General features: G+C 44.1%; 22 protein-coding genes and 1 other RNA gene. 10 read left to right on the top strand and 13 right to left on the bottom strand.

Annotated elements, in window-relative coordinates:
* Positions 1-12 precede the first annotated feature (12 nt).
* The gene (gene ald, locus FKX85_RS00985) at positions 13-1131 is read right to left on the bottom strand and encodes an alanine dehydrogenase (RefSeq protein WP_141612976.1); all 1119 of its coding nucleotides are present in this window, start codon (positions 1129-1131) and stop codon (positions 13-15) included.
* Positions 1132-1563: 432 nt separating this feature from the next.
* Between ald and FKX85_RS00980 the strand changes: the two genes are divergently transcribed.
* Positions 1564-3978 carry an alpha-ketoacid dehydrogenase subunit alpha/beta gene (locus FKX85_RS00980; RefSeq protein ID WP_141612975.1) on the top strand — a complete coding sequence of 805 codons (2415 nt, stop codon included), beginning with the start codon at positions 1564-1566 and terminating at the stop codon, positions 3976-3978.
* A 90-nt stretch (positions 3979-4068) separates the two neighbouring features.
* Here the strand turns inward: FKX85_RS00980 and FKX85_RS00975 are convergent, their stop codons facing one another.
* A complete protein-coding gene (locus tag FKX85_RS00975) occupies positions 4069-4743 on the bottom strand; it encodes a hypothetical protein (protein WP_141612974.1) in 675 nt (224 codons plus the stop codon).
* Between the two features lie 74 nt (positions 4744-4817).
* Between FKX85_RS00975 and FKX85_RS00970 the strand changes: the two genes are divergently transcribed.
* Positions 4818-5822, top strand: a complete 1005-nt coding sequence (locus FKX85_RS00970) for a LuxE/PaaK family acyltransferase (RefSeq protein WP_141612973.1) — start codon at positions 4818-4820, stop codon at positions 5820-5822.
* A 189-nt stretch (positions 5823-6011) separates the two neighbouring features.
* On the opposite strand, the gene FKX85_RS00965 is transcribed toward FKX85_RS00970, so the two are convergent.
* Both FKX85_RS00965 and rnpB read right to left on the bottom strand, forming a co-directional pair.
* Positions 6012-7169 carry a sigma-54-dependent transcriptional regulator gene (locus tag FKX85_RS00965; protein ID WP_141612972.1) on the bottom strand — a complete coding sequence of 386 codons (1158 nt, stop codon included), beginning with the start codon at positions 7167-7169 and terminating at the stop codon, positions 6012-6014.
* A 24-nt stretch (positions 7170-7193) separates the two neighbouring features.
* Positions 7194-7601, bottom strand: an RNA gene (gene rnpB / locus FKX85_RS00960) — RNase P RNA component class A.
* Between the two features lie 132 nt (positions 7602-7733).
* Between rnpB and FKX85_RS00955 the strand changes: the two genes are divergently transcribed.
* Positions 7734-8297, top strand: a complete 564-nt coding sequence (locus FKX85_RS00955) for a DUF3109 family protein (protein WP_141612971.1) — start codon at positions 7734-7736, stop codon at positions 8295-8297.
* Between the two features lie 10 nt (positions 8298-8307).
* Here the strand turns inward: FKX85_RS00955 and FKX85_RS00950 are convergent, their stop codons facing one another.
* The 9 genes from FKX85_RS00950 to FKX85_RS00910 form a co-directional block, all read right to left on the bottom strand.
* Entirely contained in the window at positions 8308-9240 is a 933-nt protein-coding gene (locus FKX85_RS00950) for an NAD-dependent epimerase/dehydratase family protein (RefSeq protein WP_141612970.1), read from the bottom strand.
* Between the two features lie 231 nt (positions 9241-9471).
* Positions 9472-10821, bottom strand: a complete 1350-nt coding sequence (gene accC / locus FKX85_RS00945; protein ID WP_141612969.1) for an acetyl-CoA carboxylase biotin carboxylase subunit — start codon at positions 10819-10821, stop codon at positions 9472-9474.
* Positions 10822-10850: 29 nt separating this feature from the next.
* On the bottom strand, positions 10851-11330 hold the full coding sequence (gene accB, locus FKX85_RS00940; protein WP_141612968.1) for an acetyl-CoA carboxylase biotin carboxyl carrier protein: 480 nt from the start codon (positions 11328-11330) through the stop codon (positions 10851-10853).
* A 99-nt stretch (positions 11331-11429) separates the two neighbouring features.
* Positions 11430-11993: an elongation factor P gene (gene efp, locus FKX85_RS00935; RefSeq protein ID WP_141612967.1), complete on the bottom strand. Its 564-nt coding sequence runs from the start codon at positions 11991-11993 to the stop codon at positions 11430-11432.
* Positions 11994-12017: 24 nt separating this feature from the next.
* Entirely contained in the window at positions 12018-13016 is a 999-nt protein-coding gene (locus tag FKX85_RS00930; RefSeq protein WP_141612966.1) for a beta-ketoacyl-ACP synthase III, read from the bottom strand.
* Between the two features lie 398 nt (positions 13017-13414).
* A complete protein-coding gene (gene rpmF / locus FKX85_RS00925) occupies positions 13415-13606 on the bottom strand; it encodes a 50S ribosomal protein L32 (RefSeq protein ID WP_141612965.1) in 192 nt (63 codons plus the stop codon).
* 18 nt (positions 13607-13624) lie between these two features.
* On the bottom strand, positions 13625-14191 hold the full coding sequence (locus FKX85_RS00920; protein WP_141612964.1) for a YceD family protein: 567 nt from the start codon (positions 14189-14191) through the stop codon (positions 13625-13627).
* Between the two features lie 72 nt (positions 14192-14263).
* Entirely contained in the window at positions 14264-15286 is a 1023-nt protein-coding gene (gene pdxA, locus FKX85_RS00915) for a 4-hydroxythreonine-4-phosphate dehydrogenase PdxA (RefSeq protein WP_141612963.1), read from the bottom strand.
* Between the two features lie 102 nt (positions 15287-15388).
* Complete coding sequence (locus tag FKX85_RS00910; protein ID WP_141612962.1) at positions 15389-16825, bottom strand: leucyl aminopeptidase family protein; 1437 nt, start codon at positions 16823-16825, stop codon at positions 15389-15391.
* Positions 16826-16879: 54 nt separating this feature from the next.
* Here FKX85_RS00910 and rsmA point away from each other — a divergent pair, with 54 nt between their 5' ends.
* The 7 genes from rsmA to FKX85_RS00875 all read left to right on the top strand — a co-directional run bounded on the left by rsmA (position 16880) and on the right by FKX85_RS00875 (position 25722).
* Complete coding sequence (gene rsmA / locus FKX85_RS00905; RefSeq protein WP_141612961.1) at positions 16880-17662, top strand: 16S rRNA (adenine(1518)-N(6)/adenine(1519)-N(6))-dimethyltransferase RsmA; 783 nt, start codon at positions 16880-16882, stop codon at positions 17660-17662.
* Positions 17650-19017 (top strand): magnesium transporter, encoded by a 1368-nt coding sequence (mgtE, locus tag FKX85_RS00900; RefSeq protein WP_141612960.1) that lies wholly within the window; start codon positions 17650-17652, stop codon positions 19015-19017. The genes rsmA and mgtE overlap by 13 nt, the downstream gene beginning before the upstream one ends.
* Before the next feature lie 50 nt (positions 19018-19067).
* On the top strand, positions 19068-20003 hold the full coding sequence (locus FKX85_RS00895; protein ID WP_141612959.1) for a 2-hydroxyacid dehydrogenase: 936 nt from the start codon (positions 19068-19070) through the stop codon (positions 20001-20003).
* A gap of 154 nt (positions 20004-20157) precedes the next feature.
* Entirely contained in the window at positions 20158-20631 is a 474-nt protein-coding gene (gene greA, locus FKX85_RS00890; protein WP_015264045.1) for a transcription elongation factor GreA, read from the top strand.
* 49 nt (positions 20632-20680) lie between these two features.
* Positions 20681-21073, top strand: a complete 393-nt coding sequence (locus FKX85_RS00885; RefSeq protein WP_141612958.1) for an HIT family protein — start codon at positions 20681-20683, stop codon at positions 21071-21073.
* A gap of 1283 nt (positions 21074-22356) precedes the next feature.
* Positions 22357-24027, top strand: a complete 1671-nt coding sequence (locus tag FKX85_RS00880; protein ID WP_141612957.1) for a hypothetical protein — start codon at positions 22357-22359, stop codon at positions 24025-24027.
* Between the two features lie 216 nt (positions 24028-24243).
* A complete protein-coding gene (locus tag FKX85_RS00875) occupies positions 24244-25722 on the top strand; it encodes an autotransporter outer membrane beta-barrel domain-containing protein (RefSeq protein WP_141612956.1) in 1479 nt (492 codons plus the stop codon).
* The last annotated feature ends 35 nt before the right edge of the window (positions 25723-25757 follow it).

Here is a 25757-nt window from a genome sequence, read left to right as displayed (position 1 = left end):
AGGGATTGATTTTTAGTTTTCTAAGTGTTTTTCCACTGCTGTGAAAGGTAGGTTAAAAGCATCCGCTACGGCTTTATAAACCACATCCCCTTTTATTACATTCAGCCCTGTCGTCAGCTCTATACTTTCTTTAGAGGCTCTTTTCCATCCCTTGTCTGCCAATTGGATAGCATAAGGAAGGGTGGCATTGGTCAGTGCGATGGTAGAAGTGTAAGGTACAGCTCCTGGCATATTGGCTACGCAGTAATGTAGTACACCATCGATAGTAAAGGTGGGGTCTTGGTGGGTCGTAGGCTTACAGGTCTCGATGCATCCTCCTTGGTCCACTGCCACATCTACGAGTACGGTGCCAGGCTGCATTTCCTTCAGCATATCCCTGGTGATAAGGTGTGGTGCCTTGGCTCCCGGGATAAGTACCGCGCCAATAATCAGGTCGGCGGTTTTGATCAGTTCCCTGATGTTGTATTCATTGGACATTCTGGTTTTTACGTTCGCAGGCATCACGTCGGATAGGTATCTCATCCGTGGGAGCGAAACATCCAGGATAGTGACATCGGCCTTCATGCCAGCCGCCATCCAAGCGGCTTGTGTTCCGACTATTCCTCCGCCTAGAATCAAGACTTTTGCAGGTAATGTGCCGGGCACGCCTCCCATGAGGATGCCTTTTCCGCCAAGTGGCTTCTCTAAGTAATTTGCACCTTTCTGCGTGGCCATTCTACCGGCTACTTCCGACATAGGGACAAGGAGAGGGAGGCCTCCTCCTGGTTTTTCCACCGTTTCATAAGCGAGACAAACTGACTTGCTTTTGATCATGGCATTGGTCAGTGGTTCGTGGGAAGCAAAGTGAAAATAGGTGAACAAAAGTTGGTCTTCACGAACAAGGTCATACTCCGGCTCAATAGGCTCTTTGACCTTCATGATCATCTCAGCGATGCGGTAAGTTTCCTCAATAGTGGGGAGGATCTTGGCTCCTGCTTCCTCATAAAGGTAGTCGGGGAAACCGCTGCCGTCACCGGCTGTGTGCTGTATATATACGGTGTGGCCTCTTTTGACCAGTTCCTGAGCACCAGCAGGTGTTAGGGCAACTCTGTTTTCGTTGTTTTTAATCTCTTTGGGTATCCCTATGATCATAACTGTTATTGGTTGGATATACTACTTACCTTGCAAATATACTAACTGTAAGGTGATTGGTTGTTAGATACTTACTGATTATTTTGGTACGGGTAAGAAAATTAGTTGTTTGTAGAATAAAATTCTTTTTAAATATCCTGATATGTATAAAGTTTCAAAACAATTCTTTTTAGATGTTTTTTATTTGGTGATAGGATTTTTAAAAATTGACGTTACTTTAATACAATTAGGTAAAATTTTAAAATATTGTAATTTTATCGCTATTTCGTTATTATCGGAATATTATTTTATTAAACTTGTTAAGTTTAATTGTTTTTGAAATTTATTATCGGTTTTATGAGTTAATACTTGAGGGTTCTATTTGTATAGAACTTAAAAATCAGTATTTTTGAAGTACCTTGAAAAACCCAAAATAGCTGTTAATATTTAAATATGATAGAATTGGAAACGTTACCAAGACATAAGGTTAATCTAGATTTAGAGAAGGATCAAATTTTATTTGACTATAGAATTGTTCAGCAGAGTCGTCAAGCTTCCTTAATGGGAAGGAAAGAGGTCTTTATGGGCAAGGCTAAATTTGGGATTTTCGGTGACGGCAAGGAACTGGCGCAAGTGGTCATGGCACGATATTTCAGGAAGGGCGATTGGCGTTCTGGATATTACCGTGACCAGACTTTTATGTTTGCGATTGAAGAGTTGAGATTACAGGAATATTTTGCACAGCTCTATGCGCATACCCAGGTCAAGGAGGAGCCTGCTTCCGGTGGGCGTTTGATGAATGGACACTTTGCCACCCGCTCGCTAAACGATGATGGCTCTTGGAGGGACATCAGAAATACCAAAAACTCAGGTGGTGATATTTCACCTACTGCCGGGCAAGTTCCTAGACTGATTGGTTTGGGCTACGCGTCCAAACTGTTTAGGGAAAATGAAGAACTCCAGAAGCTAAAGCAGTTCAAGGGGCTCGGGAAGGAGATTGCCTGGGGAACCATCGGAAATGCTTCTTGTGCCGAAGGGATGTTTTTGGAGACGGTCAATGCGGCAGGTGTTTTACAGATTCCGGTGGTTTTTTCCGTTTGGGATGATGACTATGGTATTTCAGTACCAAATGAGTTCCAGACCACCAAAGGCAGTATTTCGGAAGCCTTGGCTGGGTATCAGCGGGAAGAGGGAAAGCCTGGAGTGGAGATCATTGTGGCCAAAGGCTGGGATTATGAATCCCTTCATGCGGCCTATAAAAAATCCGAAGAACTGGCAAGGGAACACTCCGTGCCTTCGCTGGTTCATGTGGTCGAAATGACGCAGCCTCAAGGGCATTCTACTTCTGGATCGCATGAGCGCTACAAGTCCAAGGAGAGACTGCGGTGGGAGGCAGATCATGATTGTAACATGATGTTCCGTACCTACATTCTGGAAAACGGTATCGCAACCGAGGAGGAACTGAATGAAATCGATAAAGAGGCTGTTCGGTTTGTGAGAGAACAAAAGGAAAAAGCTTGGAAATCCTTTACAGAAGATATTAAATCTGACCTTAAAGTGGTCGTTGGCCTGATCAAGGATGCGGCTAGTCACAGTAAGCAGCAAGATGCCCTCAGTCAGCTGTCAGGTGATCTTTCCAAAACAATTAATCCAATTAGAAAAGATGTTTTCGGAGCGGTTCGGAAGACGTTGTTGTTAATGCGTTTTGATGCAGAAGAGGCCAGGACTCCTTTAAAAGAATGGTACGAGGAGCAGAAGAGTCGCAATTATGATCGTTATAATAGCCATCTCTATAGTGAGTCCGAAGAAGGGAATCAGCGCATTAAGATAGTCGATCCAGTGTATACCGATAAATCTCCAACGGTGGACGGCAGGGAAGTTTTGCAGGCGTGCTTTGATCAAATGCTCAGCAATGACCCCAGGGTGTTTGCTTTTGGGGAAGATGTGGGAAAAATCGGTGACGTTAACCAAGCTTTTGCTGGGCTTCAGGAGAAGCACGGGGAGCTGCGCGTTACCGATACAGGAATCCGTGAAATGACGATCATTGGTCAGGGAATAGGGACGGCCCTCCGCGGCTTGCGCCCAATTGCCGAGATCCAGTATTTGGATTATATTTACTATGCCCTGATGACGCTGACCGATGATTTGGCCTGTCTCCATTACCGCACCAAAGGCGGTCAGAAGGCTCCTATGATCGTGAGGACAAGGGGACACCGTCTTGAAGGTGTTTGGCATTCAGGTTCGCCCATGAGTGCTATTTTGGGCTGCTTGCGCGGATTGTTGGTCTGTGTACCAAGAAATATGACGCAAGCAGCGGGGATGTACAATACGCTATTGAGAAGCGATGAGCCTGCGCTGATGATCGAGTGCCTCAATGCTTATCGCCAAAAGGAACTGATGCCTTCCAATGTGGGTGAGTTTACCGTTCCTTTGGGCAGGCCTGAAGTGCTCAGGGAGGGCACGGATATTACCGTGGTAACTTATGGTGCCATGTGCCGTGTCGTGCTGGATGCAGCCGGGCAGTTGGATGAATATGGCGTTTCTGTGGAGGTGATAGATGTGCAGACGTTGCTGCCTTTTGATGTGCATCATATCATTTTTGAGTCCATCAAAAAGACCAATCGTGTCATTTTTGCCGATGAAGATGTCCCGGGAGGTGCGTCAGCCTATATGATGCAGCAGGTTTTGGAAAAGCAAAAGGCCTATTATCAGCTGGATTCTGAGCCAGTGACCCTTTCTGCACAGCCACACCGTCCTGCTTATTCCTCGGATGGGGATTATTTCTCCAAGCCTAGCGTGGATGATGTGGTGGAAAAAGCCTATCGTATCATGCATGAAGTAGATCCGGTAAGCTATCCAATATGGTAGTAGGAGATTGTAATAAAGGAATTTTAGGCCCTTGGCAAAGGGCATAAATATAAGCGGCTTAAATCAGCGATTGATTTAAGCCGTTTTGATTTATTGCTGCTGAATTTGATTGAGGGTAAATTCAGGCGTGGAAACCACATTGCTCTTGTTGAGTGCCCGGTCTTGGATTTGCAGGTCCAGACGGACGGTGTCGTTTCGGAAGATGGATCGCCATCCTGAGGAAAGCATGGAGTATTCAATGGTTCCCTCTACGGCCCGTTGGTTATTGTCGTTAAGTATCAGCGGAAAACGCCCGTCAAATGTGGTGTAATATGGGGCGTCAGTCCATTTGAATTCGTTAAACGTACCGTTTCTCTTAATGAAAAAGCGCACGAAGATATTGTAATAATCCGGGTTATGCTCCACCCAAAGGGTATCTTCGATGGTTTCATTATTAATGGTTGGTTTTACCTCCCAATCCCTCGGGTTGTAGTTGGGGGCATCGGCAGGACGGTTGGAATAGGTGATGTAATTTCCGCTTTCGTCGGTAAGGAATATGAGTGGGTTGTAGGGAGGATTGTCTTCTTTTGGGTCTAAACCAAGGTCTCCTTCTGCATCCCGGAAGTTTATGGCAACCTTGAGGGAATCCGAAGCACCGTCCAATTCCAGGTAGGAAAGTCCAGCATAACTGATCTCCGGAACGGTAGGGAAATTATCAGGGGGAGACACGCAGGCACCCACAGAAAAAATTAAAACCAAGATATATGCATAGCTTTTTGCTTTCATATTGCCAGTAATAGTTGATTGTGTAGAGTCAATCTTAAATTTGCTTAAATTTGTCCATTATAGATAATAAAACGATGAATTATTTCAAAAGTTTTTCTGAACAGGTCCAGCGCATGGAACCAGGTGATTTTGAACCGCTGGCCATGGAGCTGTTTCACTATCAAGCAAGAGAAAATACGACCTACAAGGCGTATTTGGATGCTCGGGGCATCAACCCTGTAGAGGTGAAAGCGGTGGATGAGATTCCCTTCTTACCCATTCGTTTCTTTAAGTCACACAAGGTGGTGAGTGGGCCCTATGAAGGGTTTGAGTCGTTTTATTCCAGTAGTGGCACCACTGGCCAGGTTACGAGCCGGCATTTTATCTGGTCTGAGGAATATTACCTGAGGCATTCACAGAAGATTTTTGAGCAGGTTTATGGTTCGTTAGAACGATTTCATGTGTTGGCGCTCTTACCGGCTTATTTGGAGCGGAAGGGCAGCTCACTGGTGGCCATGGCCGATCATTTTATCAAGCAATCAGGCTCTGGCCAATCGGGGTTCTATTTGTACAATTACGATGTATTGATCGACCGGCTTTATCACCTGAAGCAATTAAAGGACGGGAAAAAGGTATTATTACTGGGGGTGACTTTTGCTTTGCTGGACTTGGCGGAGCAGTTTGGAGAGGATTTTCCCCAGATGGACAATTTAATCGTGATGGAGACTGGAGGCATGAAGGGGCGAAGAAAGGAAATGATCCGTGAGGAGGTTCATGCGGTACTTACACATGCTTTTAAGCAGCGTAGGATTCATTCAGAGTATGGTATGACAGAGCTGATGTCGCAGGCGTATTCGCAGGGAGAGGGGAAATATCGCTTACCTGCCAGCATGCGTGTTATGCTGCGGGATGTCAATGACCCTTTGTCCTGGAGCCCACGGAAACAAGGTGGTGTGAACATCATAGACTTGGCCAATTTTCATTCCAGTGCATTTATAGAGACGCAAGATCTGGGACGTTTTGATAGCCAGGGGAGGCTTGAGATCCTTGGGAGATTTGATAATAGTGAGATTAGAGGATGTAATTTAATGGTGAATTAATTTTGTATTCCTTTTAATATTGGACATATTTGATTTGGATAAAAAATGATTTTAGTATGAGAAGACTAGCAGCTATTATTCTTGCTTCCGGCCTATTGGCACTAGGAGCATGTGCTTCGAGCAAGCCTTGTCCTGCTTACGCAAAAGCAATGGATAACCAAGAAGTAAAAGGATAAAAAAATACGCTGATTAGAAGTCAGCGTATTTTTTTATATCATCGAGGGATATTGATTTTCCTCCCAGTATAATCAGTCTTTCTACTACATTCCTAAGCTCCCTGATATTTCCTGTCCATTGATATTCCTGTAATTTTGCCACCGCTTTTTCATCGATACCTTTTTTAGAAGTGCCATATTCCTTGGCGATGTCTTCCAGGAAGCGATCCACTAGCAATGGAATATCTTCTTTTCGGTCTTTCAATGCGGGCACTTGGATGAGGATCACGCTAAGACGATGGTAGAGGTCTTCGCGAAAGTTGTTTTCTTCTATCTCTTTCCTTAAATCCTTATTGGTGGCCGCTAAAACCCTGACATCTATTTTGATGTCTTTGTCTCCGCCAACCCTGGAAATCTTGTGTTCTTGAAGCGCTCTGAGTACTTTGGCTTGGGCAGAAAGGCTCATGTCACCAATTTCATCCAAGAAGATGGTGCCGCCATTGGCCTGCTCAAATTTCCCTTGCCGCTGTTTGTTGGCAGAAGTAAATGCTCCTTTTTCATGGCCAAAAAGTTCACTTTCGATAAGCTCAGCAGGAATGGCTGCGCAATTTACCGCAATAAATGGCGACTTGCTCCGCCCGCTTTTTTGATGGAGCCAGTGTGCTACGAGCTCTTTTCCCGTTCCATTAGGTCCCGTGATAAGTACCCGCGCATCCGTCGGGGCTACTTTTTCGATGGTTTCCTTTACTTGCTGAATAGCTGCGGATTCTCCCACCATATCCAGCTTTTTGGAAAGTTTCTTCTTGAGGACCTTGGTTTCGGTGACCAAGTCTTTCTTCTCCAATGCATTTCTGACCGTAAGTAAAAGTCTATTGAGGTCAGGAGGCTTTGGGATAAAGTCAAAAGCACCTTTTTTGGTAGCTTCTACCGCCGATTCGATGGAGCCGTGTGCCGATATCATGATGAACTGTGGCTGCTTGTCGGATTGGTAAACTTTATCCAGTACTTCCAGTCCATCCATTTTGGGCATTTTGATATCACAGAGCACCAAGTCAAAATCCTGGCTTTCTATTTTTTTCAGCCCTTCTACACCATCCTGTGCCTCATGGATTTCATAATTTTCGTATTCTAAAATTTCTTTGAGCGTAGATCTGATGACTTTCTCATCATCGATAATCAGGATTTTCGGCATAAGTAATTGTATAACGTTAAATGATAAATGTGCAAGCCTATAAGCCGGGTTCTGTCCCCATCCCGGTATCAATGGGATGGATACTTGTCATTTATCTGGCCCTGACCTCGCGATCAGGATCTATCGATCTACCCACTCCGGTTTTCCCGCCAAGGCGGGAATTGAACGAGCAGCTCTTGGACCGGAGCCTATTTGATCTTTCAACCCATAAGGTTTGCCATGCGGCATCGGTCGCCCGCTGCCCGGTGGGCTCTTACCCCACCTTTTCACCCTTACCCCATCCCGGGGGATGGAGCGGTTTGTTTTCTGTGGCACTGTCTGTAGTTCAGCTGTCTCCAGCTAAACCCCTTCCCGTTAGGAAGTATGGTGCTCTATGTTGCCCGGACTTTCCTCACCAGCCTCTAGGACCGGAGCGACAAGTCAGCTTGCACCTTGCAAAATAAGTGAATTTCCATTGATTTTTCATGAATATATAGAAATGTTCTGCTATAAAGCAATGCTTTGGCGAATGGAGGGGATATGCGCCGTACTTTTTCTAACTTTGTACCGGAAAAGAGAAAATTTATGATATTAGTAGGTAATGCAGTGCTCAGTGATGACCTGAAAGAGCATTTCTTTGTTTGTAACTTGGAAAAATGTAAAGGGGCTTGTTGTGTGGAAGGTGATGCTGGAGCACCTTTAGAAGATGATGAAACGGTGATTTTGGAAGAACTTTATCCAAAAATCAAGAAATACCTCACCAAGGAGGGCATCAAGGCGATTGAGGAGCAAGGTACGTGGGTGATCGACCAGGAAGGTGAAAAAGGAACGCCCACTATAAATAATCGGGAATGTGCTTATGCCTTAAGAGATGAAAACGGTACGTTGAAATGTGGTATTGAAGAGGCGCATATCCAAGGAGATATTGATTATAAAAAGCCCCTCAGCTGCCATCTTTATCCAGTACGAGTGACCAAATACGATGAATATGATGCCTTGAACTACGACCGATGGGAAATTTGTAGCCCTGCCTGCGGGCTCGGGAAAGAGCTAAATGTTCCCATCTATAAATTTGTCAAAGATGCCTTGATCCGTAAATACGGTGAGGCATGGTATGAGGAACTGGTTGCGGATATTGAAGGAAAATAGACGTTTTGATTTAAGTGGAAAACTCAGTCTCGATGATTTTTTTTATGCCGACTTTGTATTTGGTAGGCTTGAAGAAAAAATTCTCTTGAAATTTGGTGCTGTCAAAGACATATGGCCTATCATATTGATACAGCATTTCCTTTAATTCCCTCATAAAAGGGACGAACCATCCAGAAGCAGCAAAAAACCATGGCGGTAACACCTGGTGTTTTGGCGTTTTTCCCAATTCCTTGGCGATAAGGTAAATCCATTCTTTGCCTGTTGGAGGATTGGAGGCTGTGGGAAGGTGCCATACCTGATTATAGGCATCTTCGGTATTGCCGAGAAGTGCAAGGGCCTTGCCGGCATCCGGCGTGAAGGTAAATGCGTGCGGCTGGTGGGCATTGCTTAGCCATTTGGCTGTTCCCGATGTGGCCATTGGCTTAAAGACAAGTTCTGTTAGGAGGCTGTTTAATTTGATATGGGGGCCGTAAAAATCAGCGGATCTGGCTATCTGGGCTTGCAGCTCCCCTTTTTCTACTTTTTCCAATAGCATATCTGCAATCTTGGCCCTGACAGCCCCTTTTCTACTAACAGGCCTGACAGGGGTATTCTCCGTCATTTGACCAATGTAATTGGGGTCGTACATGTACACGTTATCGAAGAACACCAATTTACATTGATGGCGGATGCACGCTTGCAGGACATTGGACATGATTTTTGGCCAAGCATTTTCCCATAACCTGGTCTTGTACTTAAGCCCGGCTGTAAGGTACACGATGTGGCTCCCTGCTACTGCTTTGTTTACTTGTGCTGCATTGGTGAGGTCTGCAGCGAAAGTATGGTCATTGGGATTTACTTTTTGAGGGTGGCGACTAACCAATCTGAGCTCGGTCGTGTACGGACTTAACTCCTTGGCCAATTCATTTGCGATAACTCCTCCTGATCCAAGTATAGTTTGCATAGGCCGATATGATTAGTGGTGATGTTAAATATATCAGTTTTATACCAATAATGCTATGAGTGGAGGTTCTGAGGTGCTAATGAAGGGGTGTTCTTATAAGGTGATCCACGTCGGCGCTAAAAGGGAAGTGGAAAGGGAGCAATTATGAAACCATGTTAAAAACAGGTTCAAAAAACAGAAAGGCTCCAAAATCGGAGCCTTTCTGTTTTCTTATAGTCGAAGTTGTGCTTTTTATCCTTTGATAATGGAGAAGTCAAAAGTCTCCAGAAACTTCGTGGTAAAATTACCTGCTTTAAACTGTTCGTCTTCCAGAAGAGCAATGTGGAATGGAATGGTAGTCTTGATGCCGTCAATGACAAATTCCTCTAGTGCACGCTTCATTCTTACGATCACTTCTTCTCTTGATTGTCCGCTGACAATCAGCTTGGCAATCATCGAATCATAATTTGGTGGGATGATATAGCCGGCATATACATGGCTGTCCACCCTTACACCACGCCCTCCGGGGAGGTGGAGGTTGTTGATTTTGCCAGGGCTTGGTCGGAAACCATTGGTTGGATCCTCGGCATTGATCCGGCACTCCATAGCGTATAATTTTGGATAGTAGTTTTGACCCGAGATGGGGATGCCCGCAGCTACTTTTATTTGTTCCTTGATCAGGTCGTAATCGGTCACTTCTTCGGTGATCGGGTGTTCTACCTGGATACGGGTGTTCATCTCCATGAAGTAGAAGTTACGGTGCTTGTCCACAAGGAACTCTATGGTCCCGGCGCCTTCATAGCCAATGGCCTCTGCGCCTTTTATGGCAGCTTTGCCCATGGCATCCCTGAGTTCGTCAGTGATAAAAGGAGAAGGCGTTTCTTCGACCAGTTTTTGGTGTCTTCTTTGGATAGAGCAGTCTCTTTCTGAGAGGTGACAGGCCTTTCCGGTGCTATCGCCGACTATTTGGATTTCGATATGGCGAGGTTCTTCTACGAATTTCTCCAGGTACAGGCCATCATTGCCGAAGGCTGCGCCAGATTCTTGGCGAGCGTCATCCCATGCTTTTTTGAATCCACTTTCTTCACGGACGATCCTCATGCCGCGTCCACCGCCACCAGCAGTGGCTTTGAGGATGACCGGGTATCCCATTTCATTGGCGATCTTGATGCCTTGCTCGATGGAGTCGAGCAAACCTTCAGAACCAGGGATGGTAGGCACTCCAGCTGCTTTCATGGTCGCTTTGGCGGTGGCCTTGTCTCCCATTTTATTGATCATTTCTGAGCTGGCACCAATGAATTTGATGTTGTATTCTTCACAGATTTTAGAAAATTCAGCATTTTCTGAAAGAAAACCATAACCAGGGTGGATGGCGTCAGCATTGGTGATTTCGGCTGCCGCGATGACCCTTGGGATGTTCAGGTAGGATTCACGGCTGGGAGCCGCACCTATGCAGACGGCTTCATCTGCAAATCTCACATGGAGGCTGTCTTTATCTGCTGTGGAGTAAACGGCCACTGTCTTGATTCCCATTTCTTTACATGTACGGATGATCCTCAGTGCTATTTCTCCTCTATTGGCAATTAGTATTTTCTTAAACACGGTTCTTTCAAATTGGTGGAAAAATAAGTTTATCCTGCTGGGTCAACCAAGAATAGGGGTTGGTCGTATTCTACCGGTGTGGCATTTTCGACTAGGACTTTTACGATTTTTCCTGAAACCTCAGACTCAATTTCATTGAACAGTTTCATGGCTTCAATGATACAAACGGTCTGCCCGGTCTTTACGCTGTCCCCTACGTTGACAAAGTTGTCAGCATCAGGGTTCGGTGTGGTATAGAAGGTGCCGATCATCGGCGATTTGATCTCTACATAATTGTTGGAGTCAGCCGCAGGAGCTTCTTTTTCTGTGGCGGGAGCGGAAGCCGCAGCAGGTGCTGGCGCCGACGCCGGATTTGGTGCAGGTGCGGGAGCTGCTTCTACAGCTTTGACTACCTGGGCTTCTGCATTTTTCTTGATGGACAATTTAAATTCGTCCGTTTCGATTTTTACCTCGGCTAAGCCCGAGTTGGAAATAAAATCTATTAGTTCTTGGATTTCTTTGGCTTTCATAAAATTATGTTTTAACAATTGCTTTTTTTTATGGAGCAATCAATGGGCTTATAAAAACGTAAAGCTATGTAATTTAACTAAATCACACAGCTTTTGAAATTATTTTACTCTTTCTGAATATGATCCGTCACGTGTATCCACCTTGATCACGATGTCTTGGTCCACGAAAAGTGGTACCATTACAGTGGCTCCTGTTTCCAGTGTGGCAGGTTTTAAGGCATTGGTGGCCGTGTCGCCTTTGATGCCGGGTTCCGTATAAGTGATCAGAAGCTCTACAAAAGGCGGTAACTCTACACCAAGGGGTGTTTCTGTTTCATCATGGATAAGGATGTCCACCAGCTGCCCTTCCTTCATCAGGTCGGCCCTGTCGATGAGCTTCTCTTCAATAGGGATCTGTTCGAAGGTGGTGGTATCCATAAAATGATACCCTAGGTCGTCTGCATACAAAAACTGGTGCTGTCTTCTTTCTACTCTGGCGGTAGTGATTTTTTCTCCAGCGTTAAAGGTTTTTTCCAGGACCTTGCCAGTGGTTAGGCTTTTTAGTTTGGTCCTGACAAAAGCAGCGCCTTTTCCGGGCTTGACATGCTGGAATTCCACAATGCTCCAAATGTCATTGTTCATTTCCATGCATAAACCATTTTTGAAATCTGCAGTACTTGCCATAAAATTTTTATTAGTTATGTTAATTTATTTTGGGTCGTATCCCCATTTGAGATAAACGGAGCCCCAAGTAAATCCTCCTCCAAAAGCGGCAAGGATGATATTGTCTCCTTTGTTAAGTTTTGATTCATAATCCCATAAGCAGAGCGGGATGGTTCCGGCGGTGGTGTTGCCGTACTTTTCGATGTTGATCATGACCTTTTCAGGTCCCACGTTCATGCGGTTGGCGGTGGCGTCAATGATCCGTTTGTTGGCCTGGTGAGGTACCAGCCAAGCAATGTCGTCTCCCTTGAGGTTGTTTTTGGCCATGATCCGGGCACTTACCTCGGCCATGTTGGTTACTGCAAATTTAAAGACTGTAGAGCCTTCCTGGTAAGCATAGTGTTCTTTTGCCTTGACGGTCTCTTCGGATGCGGGCTTTAAGCTGCCTCCTGCCTTGATGTGCAGATAAGGGGAGCCGGATCCGTCAGAATGGTGCATGGAGTCCATAACGCCCACATTTTCTGTGGTGGGTTCCAATAACACGGCCCCGCCACCATCACCAAAGATGATGCAGGTCGTCCTGTCTTCATAGTTTACGATGGAGGACATTTTGTCTGCGCCCACTATGATGACCTTTTTATGCATGCCTGTTTCGATAAACTGACTGCCTATGGTAAGTGCGTAGATAAAACCTGAGCATGCAGCAGAAATATCAAAACTGTAACTGTTTTTTGCTCCTACTTTATGGGCGATCGTATTTGCACAGGACGGGAAAGGCATGTCAGGGGTTACCGTCGCGCAGATGATGAGGTCAATGTCTTCTGGGTTAGTATTCGTCTTTTCGAGAAGTCCCTTGATGGCATTGGCACCGATGTCCGAAGTGGCTTTGTTTTCGCCTTTAAGGATTCGTCGTTCTTTGATGCCGGTACGAGAGGTGATCCATTCATCGCTGGTTTCCACCATGGACTCAAGTTCCTTATTTGTCAAAACGTAATCCGGAACCCATCCATTGACGCCGGTAATGACAGCTCTAGTTTTTTCCATTTATTTTTTGTTTTGGGCAAATGCTGTTGTTACATCGGAGGGAAGTTCGCATTTGCCCCTTACACTATACTATTTTGTAGTATTCCTTAATGTAAAATAAATACAAAATAATTTTGGCTTTCAAAATTATTTAAAATGTGCCTTACCACCAAGTAATTTTGGAAGTAGAATCTTTTTTGTGCCCGATTAAAACCTTGCAGCCCTCGCTTCAGTTCGCAGGTCGCGATTTTTGGGACGTCTTTTTAGAAGCTGATAGAGGGAAATGGGAATTTGGTCAAAACTGGCCAAAGGCTCTCCTTTTTGCATAAAAAAAATCCATCTGGTTTTTTTCCAAATGGATTTAATTATAGCTTTCACTTATCTAAGTGACATAAGATTCGTTGATCAAATCTACTTGCTTAGGCAAGAACTTCTTTTTCAATGATCACTTGACCTTTGTAATAAAGTTTGCCATCAAGCCAGTAAGCTCTGTGAGGCAAGTGGAATTCACCTGTAGTGGGGCATTGAGCTAAACCTGGAGCGGTAAGCTTGTAATGCGTTCTTCTCTTGTCTCTTCTGGTTTTTGAAATTTTGCGCTTAGGATGTGCCATCTCTATACAGTTTTTAGATTAATCTTTTTTCTTAATGTTTTTTAATGCTTCCCATCTGGGATCTATCTGATCTTCAATGTCGGGTTTGGAAGAATCATTTTCTTCTTCCCCTTCTTCCGGCTCGTCTGACCAATATACCAACCTGCCTTCGCCTTCCATTTCTTCTTCATCCTGGTAATCAGGGTGAATTTTCTTGATTGGCAAAGCAAGTATTATAAACTCATAAATCAATTGGGCAACATTGATCTTGGGGGTGTCGCGGGTAATTACGAAGATCTCCTCGTTGATTTCCTGCTCCTCCGGCCCGTATTTATAGATGATCTTTTCGACAGTGTGCAGCGCTTGATCAAATTTCTCCAAGCTCCTGTCACAGGTGAGCTCCACTGTGCCATCTATTTTGAATGTTGCCTCCAAAAGGTTGACTTCTTTTCGTAGAAGAACTATAACCTTCAGATTTCCTTTTTTTACCAGATCATTGTCTTTGATTTGCTCAAAGAATTCATCGGACACATCAAAGGAAAACTCATGCGTTCCTTCGTTGAGTTTGATGATATCAATGTCAAAAGCTCTCCAGAATTTAACCATTCCTCCCGCTCGTTTAAGACCGCAAATTTAGCGAACTATTTTTTAAATATAAAATATGGCTACGATTTATTTTTATTCGTCCTCTTCCCAAGGTTGTTTTTGGGAAAGGATATCGTAGGCCATAAAGATGGCAGCGCGCATGGAACCTTCGTCAGCAAGGTTCTTGCCAGCAATATTGTACGCAGTGCCGTGGTCTGGCGATGTCCTCACGATAGGGAGTCCTGCCGTGAAGTTGACACCATTGTCAAAAGCCAAGGTCTTGAAAGGAACCAGGCCCTGATCATGGTACATGGCCAGGACACCATCAAATTTTTTCTGGTGCATCATACCGAAGAAACCGTCCGATGGATACGGGCCAAAAATCAAATGGCCTTTGTCCTTAAATTCCCGGATGGCCGGCTGGATGATTTCTATTTCTTCCTTGCCCAAAAGCCCGTCTTCCCCGGCATGTGGGTTGAGCCCCAAAACCGCAATTCGTGGCTTTTCGATGCCGAAATCTTCGCGCAACGAAGCCAGCATGATTTTTAGCTTTTGCTCTATCTTATGGCCTGTGACACTTTCAGTTACCTGGCTTAAGGGAATATGGCCGGAAACTAATCCGACACGCATGTCCTCTGAGACCATAAACATCATGCTTTCCTTGGCCTCGAAAGCCTCGGTCAAATATTCTGTGTGCCCCACAAATTTCAACGATTCAGCGTTAATATTGTTTTTGTTTAGCGGAGCGGTTACCAGTGCGTCTAATTTATGATCTTTGATGTCAGCAATGGCATGATCCAATGCTGCCAAGGCCATTTTACCGGCTTCAGAAGTCTCGGTTCCCGGCATGACCTCCGGACATTCTTCGGTTACATTGATGACGTTTACCTTTTTGTGATGGATTTCGCCAATGTTTCTGATCTGCATGAAGTTAAAATCCTCCAGCTTTAGGTGCTTTCGATAAAAAGTCAATGCTTTGCCATGGGCGTAGATGACAGGAGTGACTAGTTTGAGGATCCGATTGTCCATGAGTGCTTTCATGGTCACTTCAGCACTGACCCCGTTAATGTCGCCAATAGTAATGCCAATTACAGGCTTATTTTTTTTAGGATTCATTTCATCAGTTTGTTTATATTTTTTCAATACCGTATCCTTTTCCTTTGGAAGCATTTAGACAGAGGGCATCGCGCGATGGTTTAACGTTTTTTTGGAATGGGCTTAATTGGAAATGTTTTTTAGAAATTGTGTGATCAGTCTCACCCCAAAGCCTGTGCCTCCTGCAGGTTTGTAGCTTTCCCCGGTTTTTATAAACGATGGGCCTGCAATATCGATATGGATCCAGTTGTAATCCGTGAAGTGCTCGAGGAATTTCCCTGCTGTAATGGCACCAGCAGTGGGGCCTCCAATATTGGAAATGTCGGCCACAGTAGATTTCAGCTGATCGCCATATTCATCCCATAGGGGAAATTCCACCAATCGTTCACAAACTTCCTTGCCGGCTATTTTTAGGAAGCCTTTTTCCTCATCATAGGCTTTCCCCATCATCACAGCGCCTTCTTTTCCTAGCGCAGCAGCTGCAGAACCAGTCAGTGTGGCCAGGTCAATGACCAGTTTAGGGTCATATTTGGCTGCATAGATCAGTGCGTCCGCAAGGATCAGCCGGCCTTCTGCATCAGTATTGAGAATTTCCACGCTTTTGCCGTTGGGGTAGGTGATGATGTCTCCTGGAGTGATGGCATTATAGCCTGGGCGGTTGTCGGTGGCGGGGACGAGCCCGATCACTTCCACGGGCAATCCCGTTTTGGCAACAGCGCATAACGCTCCGATAACAGCAGCTGCACCGGCCATGTCTGCTTTCATAAAGTCCATGGAGTTTGGTGTGGGCTTAAGGCTAAGTCCACCGGTGTCATACACGACTCCTTTTCCGACCAGGACAATGGGTTTCTTGAATTTCTTGGCGGAAGCAGGCTTATAATGCATTATCGTGAAGGTCGGAGGAAGTTCACTTCCGGCATTGACGGCGAGGAGGCCTTCCATTTTTAGCGAAGTGATTTTACTTTCATCCAGTACTTCAGTGTTGAAGCCATAGGTTTTTCCCAGTTTTTCGATCTCATTGCTTAGCTGGACGGCACTCAGGTATATCACCGGCTCATTGACCAAGTCCCGCGCAACGAAAGTGGACAGGCAAACCGTGACCAGTTCTTCCAGATTGCTTTCATCGGTAATATCGGTACAGACCTCTAACGTAGAAGGCCCTTGGTTTTTCGCGGATTTGTATTTGGAGAATTTGTAAGAAGCTAGGACGGCTCCCTCTAAAAATGCCAATAACAGTTTCTCTGATTTTCCAAAATAATAAACACGGGGATGGTCAGATTCCTTCAGCGTTTTCCAACTGGCAGCTCCTGCTTTTCTTGCCAGTTCCAATTGATAACTGGAGCTGTCATGATCTTTGGCCTTTACAAATACCAATTGGCTGTTTTCACTTGAGAAATGTACTTGTGACTTATTCTTTTCCCAAAACTGCGCGTTGATATAGGCGGACTTGGTATTATCTACAGGTACCTGCTCAAGGTCTTTCTCACCTGATATAAATATCACTCCACTTTGGTGGAGAAGATTTCCCGGAGAGTCTAGTAATCTTATGGCGGTTAACATATATTGTCTTAATTTTGATTGGCAATTTAGTATAATTTTATCAGACAAATAAAGATGGAGAAGGTCAGAGCGAAAAAGCATCTTGGACAGCACTTCCTGAAAGACCTTGGGATAGCAGAAAAGATCGCCATGTCAGTAACTGGTCACATGGGCGTCAAAAAGGTATTGGAAATAGGACCAGGGATGGGAGTACTGACCGACTTTCTGCTTCAGGAGGAATGGGAGCTGTATTTGGTGGATATTGATAAGGAGTCAATTGCGTACTTACATAAAAAATATCCCCAATTGAATGAAAAAATTATCGATGCCGATTTTCTGAAATATGATTTTGGAAAGGTTATTGAGGGAGAGTATATCGTAGCTGGTAATTTTCCATATAATATTTCGTCTCAGATATTTTTCAAAGTTCTGGAATTTCGAAGTAATGTGACCGAAGTAGTCTGTATGCTTCAGAAGGAGGTGGCCCAGCGAATAGCCTCTCCACATGGTAACAAAGATTACGGTATTCTGAGTGTGCTTTTGCAGGCATATTATGATATAGAATATTTATTTACCGTGCCTCCGGATGTTTTTGATCCCCCACCAAGAGTAAACAGTGGTGTGATCCGGCTCAAGAGAAACAATGTCCAAACGCTGGATTGTAACGAAAAGTTGTTTTTTAGGGTGGTAAAGCAGGGCTTCAGCACGAGACGAAAGACGTTAAGGAATGCATTGAAATCGTTAGGCCTGTCCGACGAAATGAAACAGGATCCCATTTTGGATAAACGGGCAGAACAGCTAGATGTATCAGCTTTTATTTCACTCACCAATAAACTGGAATTGTCTTGGAAAAAATAAAAGAATTTGAGCTCTCGAGAGAGTACTTGGAATCCTTAAAAGCGAGTATTGAGGAAGAGAACATTGAAGGTATCCGCGAATCATTAGAGGGAACCAAAGAGGCTGATGTGGCTTCATTGCTTGATGAGTTGGAGATAGAGGAGGTGCTGTTTGTGCTGCGGGTGCTTGAACATGAGTTTGCCGCTGACGTGCTTATCGAGCTGGATGAAGAGTCGCAGTTTAAGTTGGTCCAGGAAATGGAATCCGAAGAATTGGCAGTCTTGCTTGATTCGATGGAGTCCGATGATGCGGTGGATATCCTCCATCAGCTTGTGGTGAAAGACCGGGAAGACGTCATCAGCCATCTGCAGGAAAGAGAGAAGGCAGGCCATATTATGGAGCTGTTGCGGTACGAGGAAGGAAGTGCTGGTGCCTTGATGGCCAAGGAATTTATCAAGGCCAATTTGAATTGGACGGTGGTGCAGACCATTGATGAGATCCGAAGGCAAGCTGAAAATGTTGAGAAAATCTACTCTATTTATGTGGTGGACAATAAAGAGAGTCTTCTCGGAAGGGTGGCGTTAAAGAAGATTATTTTAGGGTCTGCAAATACCAAGATCAAGGATATTTACGAAGAAGATATCATGTCGGTGCCCACTTATATGGATGAAGAAGAAATCGCCGAGATTATGCGTAAGTATGACCTTGAAGCACTTCCCGTGGTCAATGCCAAAAATAAATTGGTAGGGAGGATTACAGTCGATGACGTGCTGGATGTGATCAGGGAGCAGGCAGAAGAAGATATGCAGGCGATGACAGGTATTTCCGATGACGTGGAGGAATCGGATTCAGTCTTTCGGCTTTCAAAAGCACGCTTGCCTTGGCTGTTGATAGGGATTTTTGGCGGATTGATGGGTGCAAAGATCATCGGGGTGTTTAATGACGGATTGAGCAAATACATTCAGCTGGCCTCTTTTATTCCGCTAATTACCGCGACGGGAGGGAATGTAGGCATCCAATCATCCTCACTTGTGGTACAGTCTCTGGCGGCAAAATCGGTATTTGCCGAAAGTATTGGGAGGCGATTTGCTAAAGTGCTGCTGGTGGCCGTGCTGAATGGTATTGTGTTGGGCGCCGTTGTTTTCGGGACGGTGGTGTTTGTCTATGGCAATGAGGTGAAATTTGGCATCGTGGTTGGGTTTGCATTGTTCAGCGTGGTGCTTTTGGCCTCGTTTATGGGGACGGTGACCCCGATCGTTTTGGATAAAATAGGGATCAATCCCGCCATGGCTTCTGGGCCGTTTATCACTACTGCAAATGACCTTTTAGGGTTAGCAGTTTACTTTTTAGTGGCCATGATGCTGCTAAACCTTTAAAAGTTGACAATAGAAGACTTGGGGTGGCCAAGTTTTTAATGAACAGATAGATGAACATACTGATAATTGATGAAATGCACTCCAGTATTACACCTTTGCTGGAGGCGAAAGGTTTTAAGGTGAATTATAGCCCAAAGATCACCCGGGCAGAGATAGAGGATATCATCGCAGATTATGAAGGATTGATCATCAGGTCAAAAACGCCGATGGACAAGCCGCTGTTAGAAAAGGCAATCAAGCTGAAATTTATCGGAAGGGCGGGTGCCGGACTGGATAAAATAGACCTGGACTATATCGAAGAGCATGGGATAAAGCTATTTCATGCCCCTGAGGGGAACCGTGACGCGGTAGCAGAGCATGCTGTAGCGATGCTGCTGATGCTGTTCAACAACCTCCAGAAAGCAGATAACGAAGTGCGCCAGGGAATATGGGACAGAGAAGGCAATAGGGGCGAAGAACTTCAGGGCAAGACCGTAGGGATTTTTGGTTATGGTAATATGGGGAGAGCCTTTGCCCGCAGGCTTAGTGGTTTTGGCGTTAATGTGATTGCATATGATAAGTACTTAGAGCACTACAGTGATGAATATGCCACCGAGGCCACTTTTGAGGAGATTCAGCGGGAGGCGGATGTCCTGAGTATCCATGTCCCACTCACTATGGAAACGAGGAACTTCTTTACTACAGAGGTATTAGGTGATTTTAGTAAGCCGTTTTACCTCATCAACACAGCGAGAGGAGAGGTGATCAACTTGGAGACATTAAATGAAACACTGGAAAAAGGGATCCTAAAAGGAGCGTTGCTTGATGTACTCGAAAATGAGAAGCTCCATGCACTAACAGCCCTCCAAAAGCGTTCTTTTGAAAAGCTAGTGACTAGAAAAGACGTGCTGTTTACCCCACATATAGCGGGCTGGACTTTCCAATCCTATGAAAAGATCAATGAGGTGCTCGTAAGTAAGATTTCAGGTGAGTTTTTAGTGGAATAAGGCAGTTTGGCCTATAAATCCAAAGGGTAAAATTGCTTTGTCATCAATATCTACTTATATTTGCACTATACACAAAATACAAGTGGAAAAGAGAAACGGTCTTCAGAAATGAGACCGTTCTTTTATTTTTCACACTTTGAGAAATTATAAGACTATGGGACAAGTACAATATTATACAGAAGAGGGGCTTAAGAAACTGAAGGATGAGCTTCAGGAATTGAAGACCAAAGGAAGACAGGATATTGCCAAGCAGATCGCTGAGGCAAGGGACAAAGGAGACCTTAGTGAAAACGCAGAGTATGATGCTGCCAAAGATGCCCAGGGGCTTCTTGAATTGAAAATAGCTAAGCTGGAAGGCGTGATCGGCAATGCCCGCGTGCTGGACAATTCCAAAATGGATACGTCAAAAGTGGGGATTCTGTGCACTGTGAAAATCAAAAATGTAAAAAATGGCATGACGGTCGCCTATACCTTGGTGTCAGAGGAAGAGGCTGACCTAAAAGCCAATAAAATTTCTTTGGCCTCACCTTTTGGGAAAGGCCTTTTAGGCAAGAAAGTAGGCGAGATCGCTCAGATAAATGCACCTGCAGGTGTAGTGGAGTTTGAAGTACTAGACATTACATACTAAAAAGCACAATCCCGATGGTATTTCCTTCGGGATTTTTTATTTTTATCCCATGGCAAGTATTTTTACAAAGATCATTAAAAGAGAAATTCCCGCCCATATCGTAGCGGAAGACGAAAATTACATCGCGTTTCTGGATATCATGCCCTTGGTAAAGGGACATGTGCTGGTCGTTCCTAAAAAGGAAGTGGATTATATTTTTGACTTGGAAGATGAAATGCTTTCGGGGCTGAATATTTTCGCTAAAAAGGTGGCTAAAGGAGTGGATAAGGCTATCAAGTGTACACGGGTTGGCGTAGCAGTGATCGGACTGGAAGTGCCACATGTTCACATCCATTTGGTGCCCTTGAATACGATGGATGATATCAATTTTACCCGGCCTAAATTAACGCTAAATGATCAAGAACTGGCAGATATTGCAGCCAGGATCAAAGCGGAATTATAGGAAACGATTTATATACTTATAGGGGGAGGTTGTAAGGCTATACGATCTCCCCTTTTTATTGGCCTTATATGGAATACTGTGAGGATACTGTATCTAATTTCGGATCAAGCAATATTTCTGGGGGCGGGAGAAGATTTATATTCAATTGGTATGTCGCCACGAAGCCGCCAAGACACGAAGTGTTTTGTAGGCGGATTCCAAATTTCATGGAAAACAAACAGCTTTGGGTTTTAGAATCTTTGTGGCAAAAAAACAAAAAAGAAATCCTATTAAAATAAAGGGATTCATGCCCTCAGCTTTTTCGCCTGCCTCCTTTTTAGCACATTTTGAGGACCAAACAATATTTCTGGAAGATGAGAGATTTACAGGTGGTTTTGGTAAGCATATTTCTCTTTAATTTAGCAATAGTAATGCGTGCTCCAGTATAAAAAAATCAGCGTAAATTTTATTAATCTGCATCATCTGCGTGCTATCGAAACCAACCCTAATCCCCCCAGCTTTTTCGCTTGATCCACAATTTCTGTTACCAAGCTAATGCACCTAACGGAGCATCCCTGCTTACACTTCTGTCGGCTAAAATAGAGAGGAGGGATTCCTAGCCGCTAGGCATTTAAACTTGGTAAAATCAGGTTGCCTCTAAGGGGCTTTGTGCCGTAGGGACAAAACTATTTCCCTGATCTATCCGCACAAGAGGGACAGTCCCGAGGATAATTTACCCACTGTAAATCATATAGAACCTTTAGTTTTTTCTTTTGCGTTAATTTATGCAACATTTTTCTGCTTCAGAAGACCAAATGAGATAATGGAGATAAGGAAGCTAAGAAGTCTTGTGTTGGCGGATTTTACGTGAATCACGTTGTTTTTCTTACTGGAAGTGGAACGCTTCTTTTTAATAGATTTTAAGAAGAATTTATACTTTTTTAATTTATATAGGATTATTTAAATATTAAATTATTGTAGTTTGTAGTGTGTTTTTTGTTTTGATAGTTTTATGAAGTGATTGTGTTTTTAATGGTTTTTAATGCTTTTAAATTGTTTTATTTTTTGTTTTTATATGTTTTTTTTATTTTCGTTACGTGAGGTTGGGGTGGATTTATCAGTTTGCGTATATTTACGTATGTGATTTTTCTTTTATAGTTAAATATCTTTATTCCTTTGTATGAACAAGTATTTAACTAGTTTGTAAGTGGTTATAAATGATAGTTAATAACTATATTAATAGGCGCGTCCTGAATAGGTTCTTTATTTATGAAGTAAGTAGAATTTTGATTTAGGTTTTGAACATGGGCGAAGTATATAAAATAGCGGTCTTACATGCGTTTGCCTTGGGCATAATGGCTGGGCTTGCTCAACAGCTTCCCAAAATCAGTCAATCTATATTCGACGGACTTCATATCGGCTTTGGCTATTGGGAATTTCATTTTTACCTAACTGCTGGTGGTTTCGTTCCACGCTCCGATAATTTAACCTTTAAGCCAGCTTTTTTGATCAGAGAAGAAAATGGAGCTCCTGCCAATATAAATCTGAACACTTTACGCTTATTCTATGAAGGACTGCCTGGTTTGATCGAAAAATATACGCTCAAAACCTTGGAGAAATATGACGATTGTTTTTTCCGAGGTAAGGCAAAATGGATTGAAAAAAATATTCAAGATATGAATTCTATAGGAATGAGATTAGAAAGTGTGGTGCTGGGACTGTTTTTTTTCCTAGCTGTTACGGAAACGTTAGCCCAAACGGGCATAGGAACACAATCCCCCGATGAGAATGCAGTACTGGATGTGTCCAGTACGACTAAGGGCGTGCTGATCCCCAGGCTTACCGAGGTACAGGTGACAGCTTTGGAAGACAATTCCCCTGTAGAAGGCATGCTTGTCTATAATACCGACCAGGGTTGTGTCCAAATATATACGGGAAGTGCTTTTGAATGTCTAACTGTGGATACCGGAGTGGATCCTACCAAAGACGCCTGGGTAGACGATCCTGCCAACAATATGGTGAAGCTGGGTACATTGAGCGATGGTACCACGATCCGTCCTGCGGGAAGAGGATTTGTAGCTTATGATGACGGCAATGTGGGTATTGGGACGGAATTTCCATTCAGCAAACTTAGTGTAGTAGACGCTACCGGCGAAGGCGCCTATGTGCCGATAGCGGATTTCTTGGCACCTGCTAATGCCATTGCTGGCAATAATACGAATTTGAAACTGGGTGTTGCCTCAAGCGACAGGAACAGTGCCGATATCAGGTTCAATTATCAAGGAAGTAATAGTGATTTAAACCGTCTGGATTTTGGCTTTGATGGCATTGGCGATCCGCGAATGAGTATTCGAGCCGGGGGCAATGTGGGTATTGGGACTACCGCACCAACGGCTCGATTAAATGTAAAACCTGCATCGGCAAGCGCGAGTGGGCTTCGTTTAGAGAATATTTCCAATTCCAAAAATAAACAGGATGCAAACATCGCATATACCAGTCCTAATAATAGTCCGATGTATATAGATGGAAACGGATATGTATACAAAAAATTCAACCCAGTACTTGAACACTCAGGTGCAACTTCTTTCGATGGTACTTACAATATCACAAATACCCCACAAGATATTGTGTCAGTAAATAACGGCTCTATCGTTAGGTTCCAGATGTACAGTGGAGGTTTTGAGTTAGGTTCTAATGGAACAGGGTTGAACCTGTATGCTGAGATTACTTATGGCTACAACTCAGGCTTCAGGGTGGTTACTTATGGTTATGAGGTTGGTGGAACAGGATCAAACCCCCTGGTGATTACTGGTGAAGGCACACAAACCTTAACCTTCAACTTTGATTCTGGTGGCGATTTGGTTTTAAGCGCAACAGGCATCGGATCGGGAGGATCTATAAGAATGAACTATGCTGCTGCTCCTAATTTTACACCTGTCGTTATGAACGTCTTTCAAAGCTTTAGAAGCAGATAGGGGAGAAGCGATGTTAGAAGTTAACGTTTAGGGCAGGTTGTTAAGTCATATATCCAAATAAAAAAGATAAACTTTGCAAGTGTCTTGAGAAGTTTTAAGCCATCATACCACTGGTTAGGGGGTATGATGGTTTACGGGAAAATACGTCCTGTGTGGTGATGGGGAGAGAAGCAGCTTCTGCATACGCTGTAGATAAACCATAGATGATGGTGAAAAATGTGTGAAATTCCATTTATAGAAACTTTAGATAATGATCAAGATATGAATTTTAAAGTAGTGAAATTTAAAACTGCAATACTGGGACTGTTTTTTTTTGTAGCTGTTACGGAAACGTTAGCCCAAACGGGTATAGGGACCCAATCCCCGGATGAAAATGCGGTACTGGATGTGTCCAGTACAACTAAGGGGGTGCTGATCCCCAGGCTTACCGGCGAGCAGGTGACCGCTTTGGAAGGAAATTCCCCTGCAGACGGCATGCTTGTCTATAACACCGACCAGAGTTGTGTCCAAATATATAGGGGAAGTGCTTTTGAATGTCTAACAGTGGATACAGGAGCAGATCTTACCAAAGATGTCTGGGTAGACGATAATTCCAATACCCAAATAAAGCTGGGGGCTAAAAGTGACGGCACCACGGCCCGGCCAGCAGGGACTGAATTTGTGGCAAAGGATAATGGCAGGGTAGGTATAGGAACCAGTAATCCCGACTGGCAATTGCACGTTCAGGGGGATAGGGCAATAGGATTGTTCAAACGGGTGAACAATACTGCCGCCAATAATGCTCCAGGGTTTCTTTTTACCCGAGCTCGTGGCACATTAGGTTCTGAATTAGGGATTTCTAGCGGTGATTTTCTTGGGAAAGTACAATTTCGCGGTCGTGTTGGTAGCGCAGATGAAGATTATGCCACACTTGGGTATGTTGCAACAAGCACCACCATAGGCGATGGTCGCTTTGCATTCTTTAATGGAACAGGTTCTTCGGAGTCGGTTGAAGTGGTTTCAATTAATACTAATTCTACCAATATCCTTGGGGTTGGCACTGCAACACCGCAGAAAACAATACATGTAAACGGCTCCTTACAAGTGACCAATGAACTAAATGTGGGCGGCAATGCCACAACGGCAGGAAGTGCCGGTACTGCCGGGCAATATTTAACGTCCAATGGCTCCGGGGCAGCTCCTACGTGGCAATCACCTGCGGGCATTGTACCGACTTCAAATGGTACAGTAATAGCAGTAAACGGAGAACTTCGAATCGCACAGGAAATTATCGCACACTTATCGGATAATTTTAGTACGTCATCTTCATCAGCAACAGCCATTGGTAATTTAAATGTTGAAATTATGGATAATGAAGGTACTTACAGTGGAACTGCAAGTACAAATTCCTTTACAGTAACTGCTGATGGTATTTATCAAATTGTAATGAACATGCAATTATCCAATACAGCTAGCGGAAATCCAGTTATAGGTATTTGGGATAATACTGCGGGTGCCTGGGTTGCGCGTGTAAACGATGCTATAGGTACAGGGCTACAAACATTTACACTTATCACATCCATTAATATGCTTGCAGCGAAGACCTATTCGTTTAGGTGTGCTGCATCCGGAGGAACAACTACCATAAGAGCACAAAGTAGTGGTGATACAGGTAGTGGCCCTGTAAGTCAAGTTTCGGTAAAAAGGCTTAGATAAATACACTAAGAGGTTGAGTATATCGCATTCTATAA

The sequence above is a fragment of the Echinicola soli genome, from assembly GCF_006575665.1.
Lineage (GTDB): Bacteria > Bacteroidota > Bacteroidia > Cytophagales > Cyclobacteriaceae > Echinicola > Echinicola soli.
This window is presented reverse-complemented; position numbering and strand designations above follow the sequence as displayed.

Excerpts from the sequence above, each read along its gene's own strand:
- ald (WP_141612976.1), bottom strand. The coding sequence starts at position 1,131 with ATGATCATAGGGATACCCAAAGAGATTAAAAACAACGAAAACAGAGTT.
- FKX85_RS00980 (WP_141612975.1), top strand. The coding sequence starts at position 1,564 with ATGATAGAATTGGAAACGTTACCAAGACATAAGGTTAATCTAGATTTA.
- FKX85_RS00975 (WP_141612974.1), bottom strand. The coding sequence starts at position 4,743 with ATGAAAGCAAAAAGCTATGCATATATCTTGGTTTTAATTTTTTCTGTG.
- FKX85_RS00970 (WP_141612973.1), top strand. The coding sequence starts at position 4,818 with ATGAATTATTTCAAAAGTTTTTCTGAACAGGTCCAGCGCATGGAACCA.
- FKX85_RS00965 (WP_141612972.1), bottom strand. The coding sequence starts at position 7,169 with ATGCCGAAAATCCTGATTATCGATGATGAGAAAGTCATCAGATCTACG.
- FKX85_RS00955 (WP_141612971.1), top strand. The coding sequence starts at position 7,734 with ATGATATTAGTAGGTAATGCAGTGCTCAGTGATGACCTGAAAGAGCAT.
- FKX85_RS00950 (WP_141612970.1), bottom strand. The coding sequence starts at position 9,240 with ATGCAAACTATACTTGGATCAGGAGGAGTTATCGCAAATGAATTGGCC.
- accB (WP_141612968.1), bottom strand. The coding sequence starts at position 11,330 with ATGAAAGCCAAAGAAATCCAAGAACTAATAGATTTTATTTCCAACTCG.
- efp (WP_141612967.1), bottom strand. The coding sequence starts at position 11,993 with ATGGCAAGTACTGCAGATTTCAAAAATGGTTTATGCATGGAAATGAAC.
- FKX85_RS00930 (WP_141612966.1), bottom strand. The coding sequence starts at position 13,016 with ATGGAAAAAACTAGAGCTGTCATTACCGGCGTCAATGGATGGGTTCCG.
- rpmF (WP_141612965.1), bottom strand. The coding sequence starts at position 13,606 with ATGGCACATCCTAAGCGCAAAATTTCAAAAACCAGAAGAGACAAGAGA.
- FKX85_RS00920 (WP_141612964.1), bottom strand. The coding sequence starts at position 14,191 with ATGGTTAAATTCTGGAGAGCTTTTGACATTGATATCATCAAACTCAAC.
- pdxA (WP_141612963.1), bottom strand. The coding sequence starts at position 15,286 with ATGAATCCTAAAAAAAATAAGCCTGTAATTGGCATTACTATTGGCGAC.
- FKX85_RS00910 (WP_141612962.1), bottom strand. The coding sequence starts at position 16,825 with ATGTTAACCGCCATAAGATTACTAGACTCTCCGGGAAATCTTCTCCAC.
- rsmA (WP_141612961.1), top strand. The coding sequence starts at position 16,880 with ATGGAGAAGGTCAGAGCGAAAAAGCATCTTGGACAGCACTTCCTGAAA.
- FKX85_RS00895 (WP_141612959.1), top strand. The coding sequence starts at position 19,068 with ATGAACATACTGATAATTGATGAAATGCACTCCAGTATTACACCTTTG.
- greA (WP_015264045.1), top strand. The coding sequence starts at position 20,158 with ATGGGACAAGTACAATATTATACAGAAGAGGGGCTTAAGAAACTGAAG.
- FKX85_RS00885 (WP_141612958.1), top strand. The coding sequence starts at position 20,681 with ATGGCAAGTATTTTTACAAAGATCATTAAAAGAGAAATTCCCGCCCAT.
- FKX85_RS00880 (WP_141612957.1), top strand. The coding sequence starts at position 22,357 with ATGGGCGAAGTATATAAAATAGCGGTCTTACATGCGTTTGCCTTGGGC.
- FKX85_RS00875 (WP_141612956.1), top strand. The coding sequence starts at position 24,244 with ATGTGTGAAATTCCATTTATAGAAACTTTAGATAATGATCAAGATATG.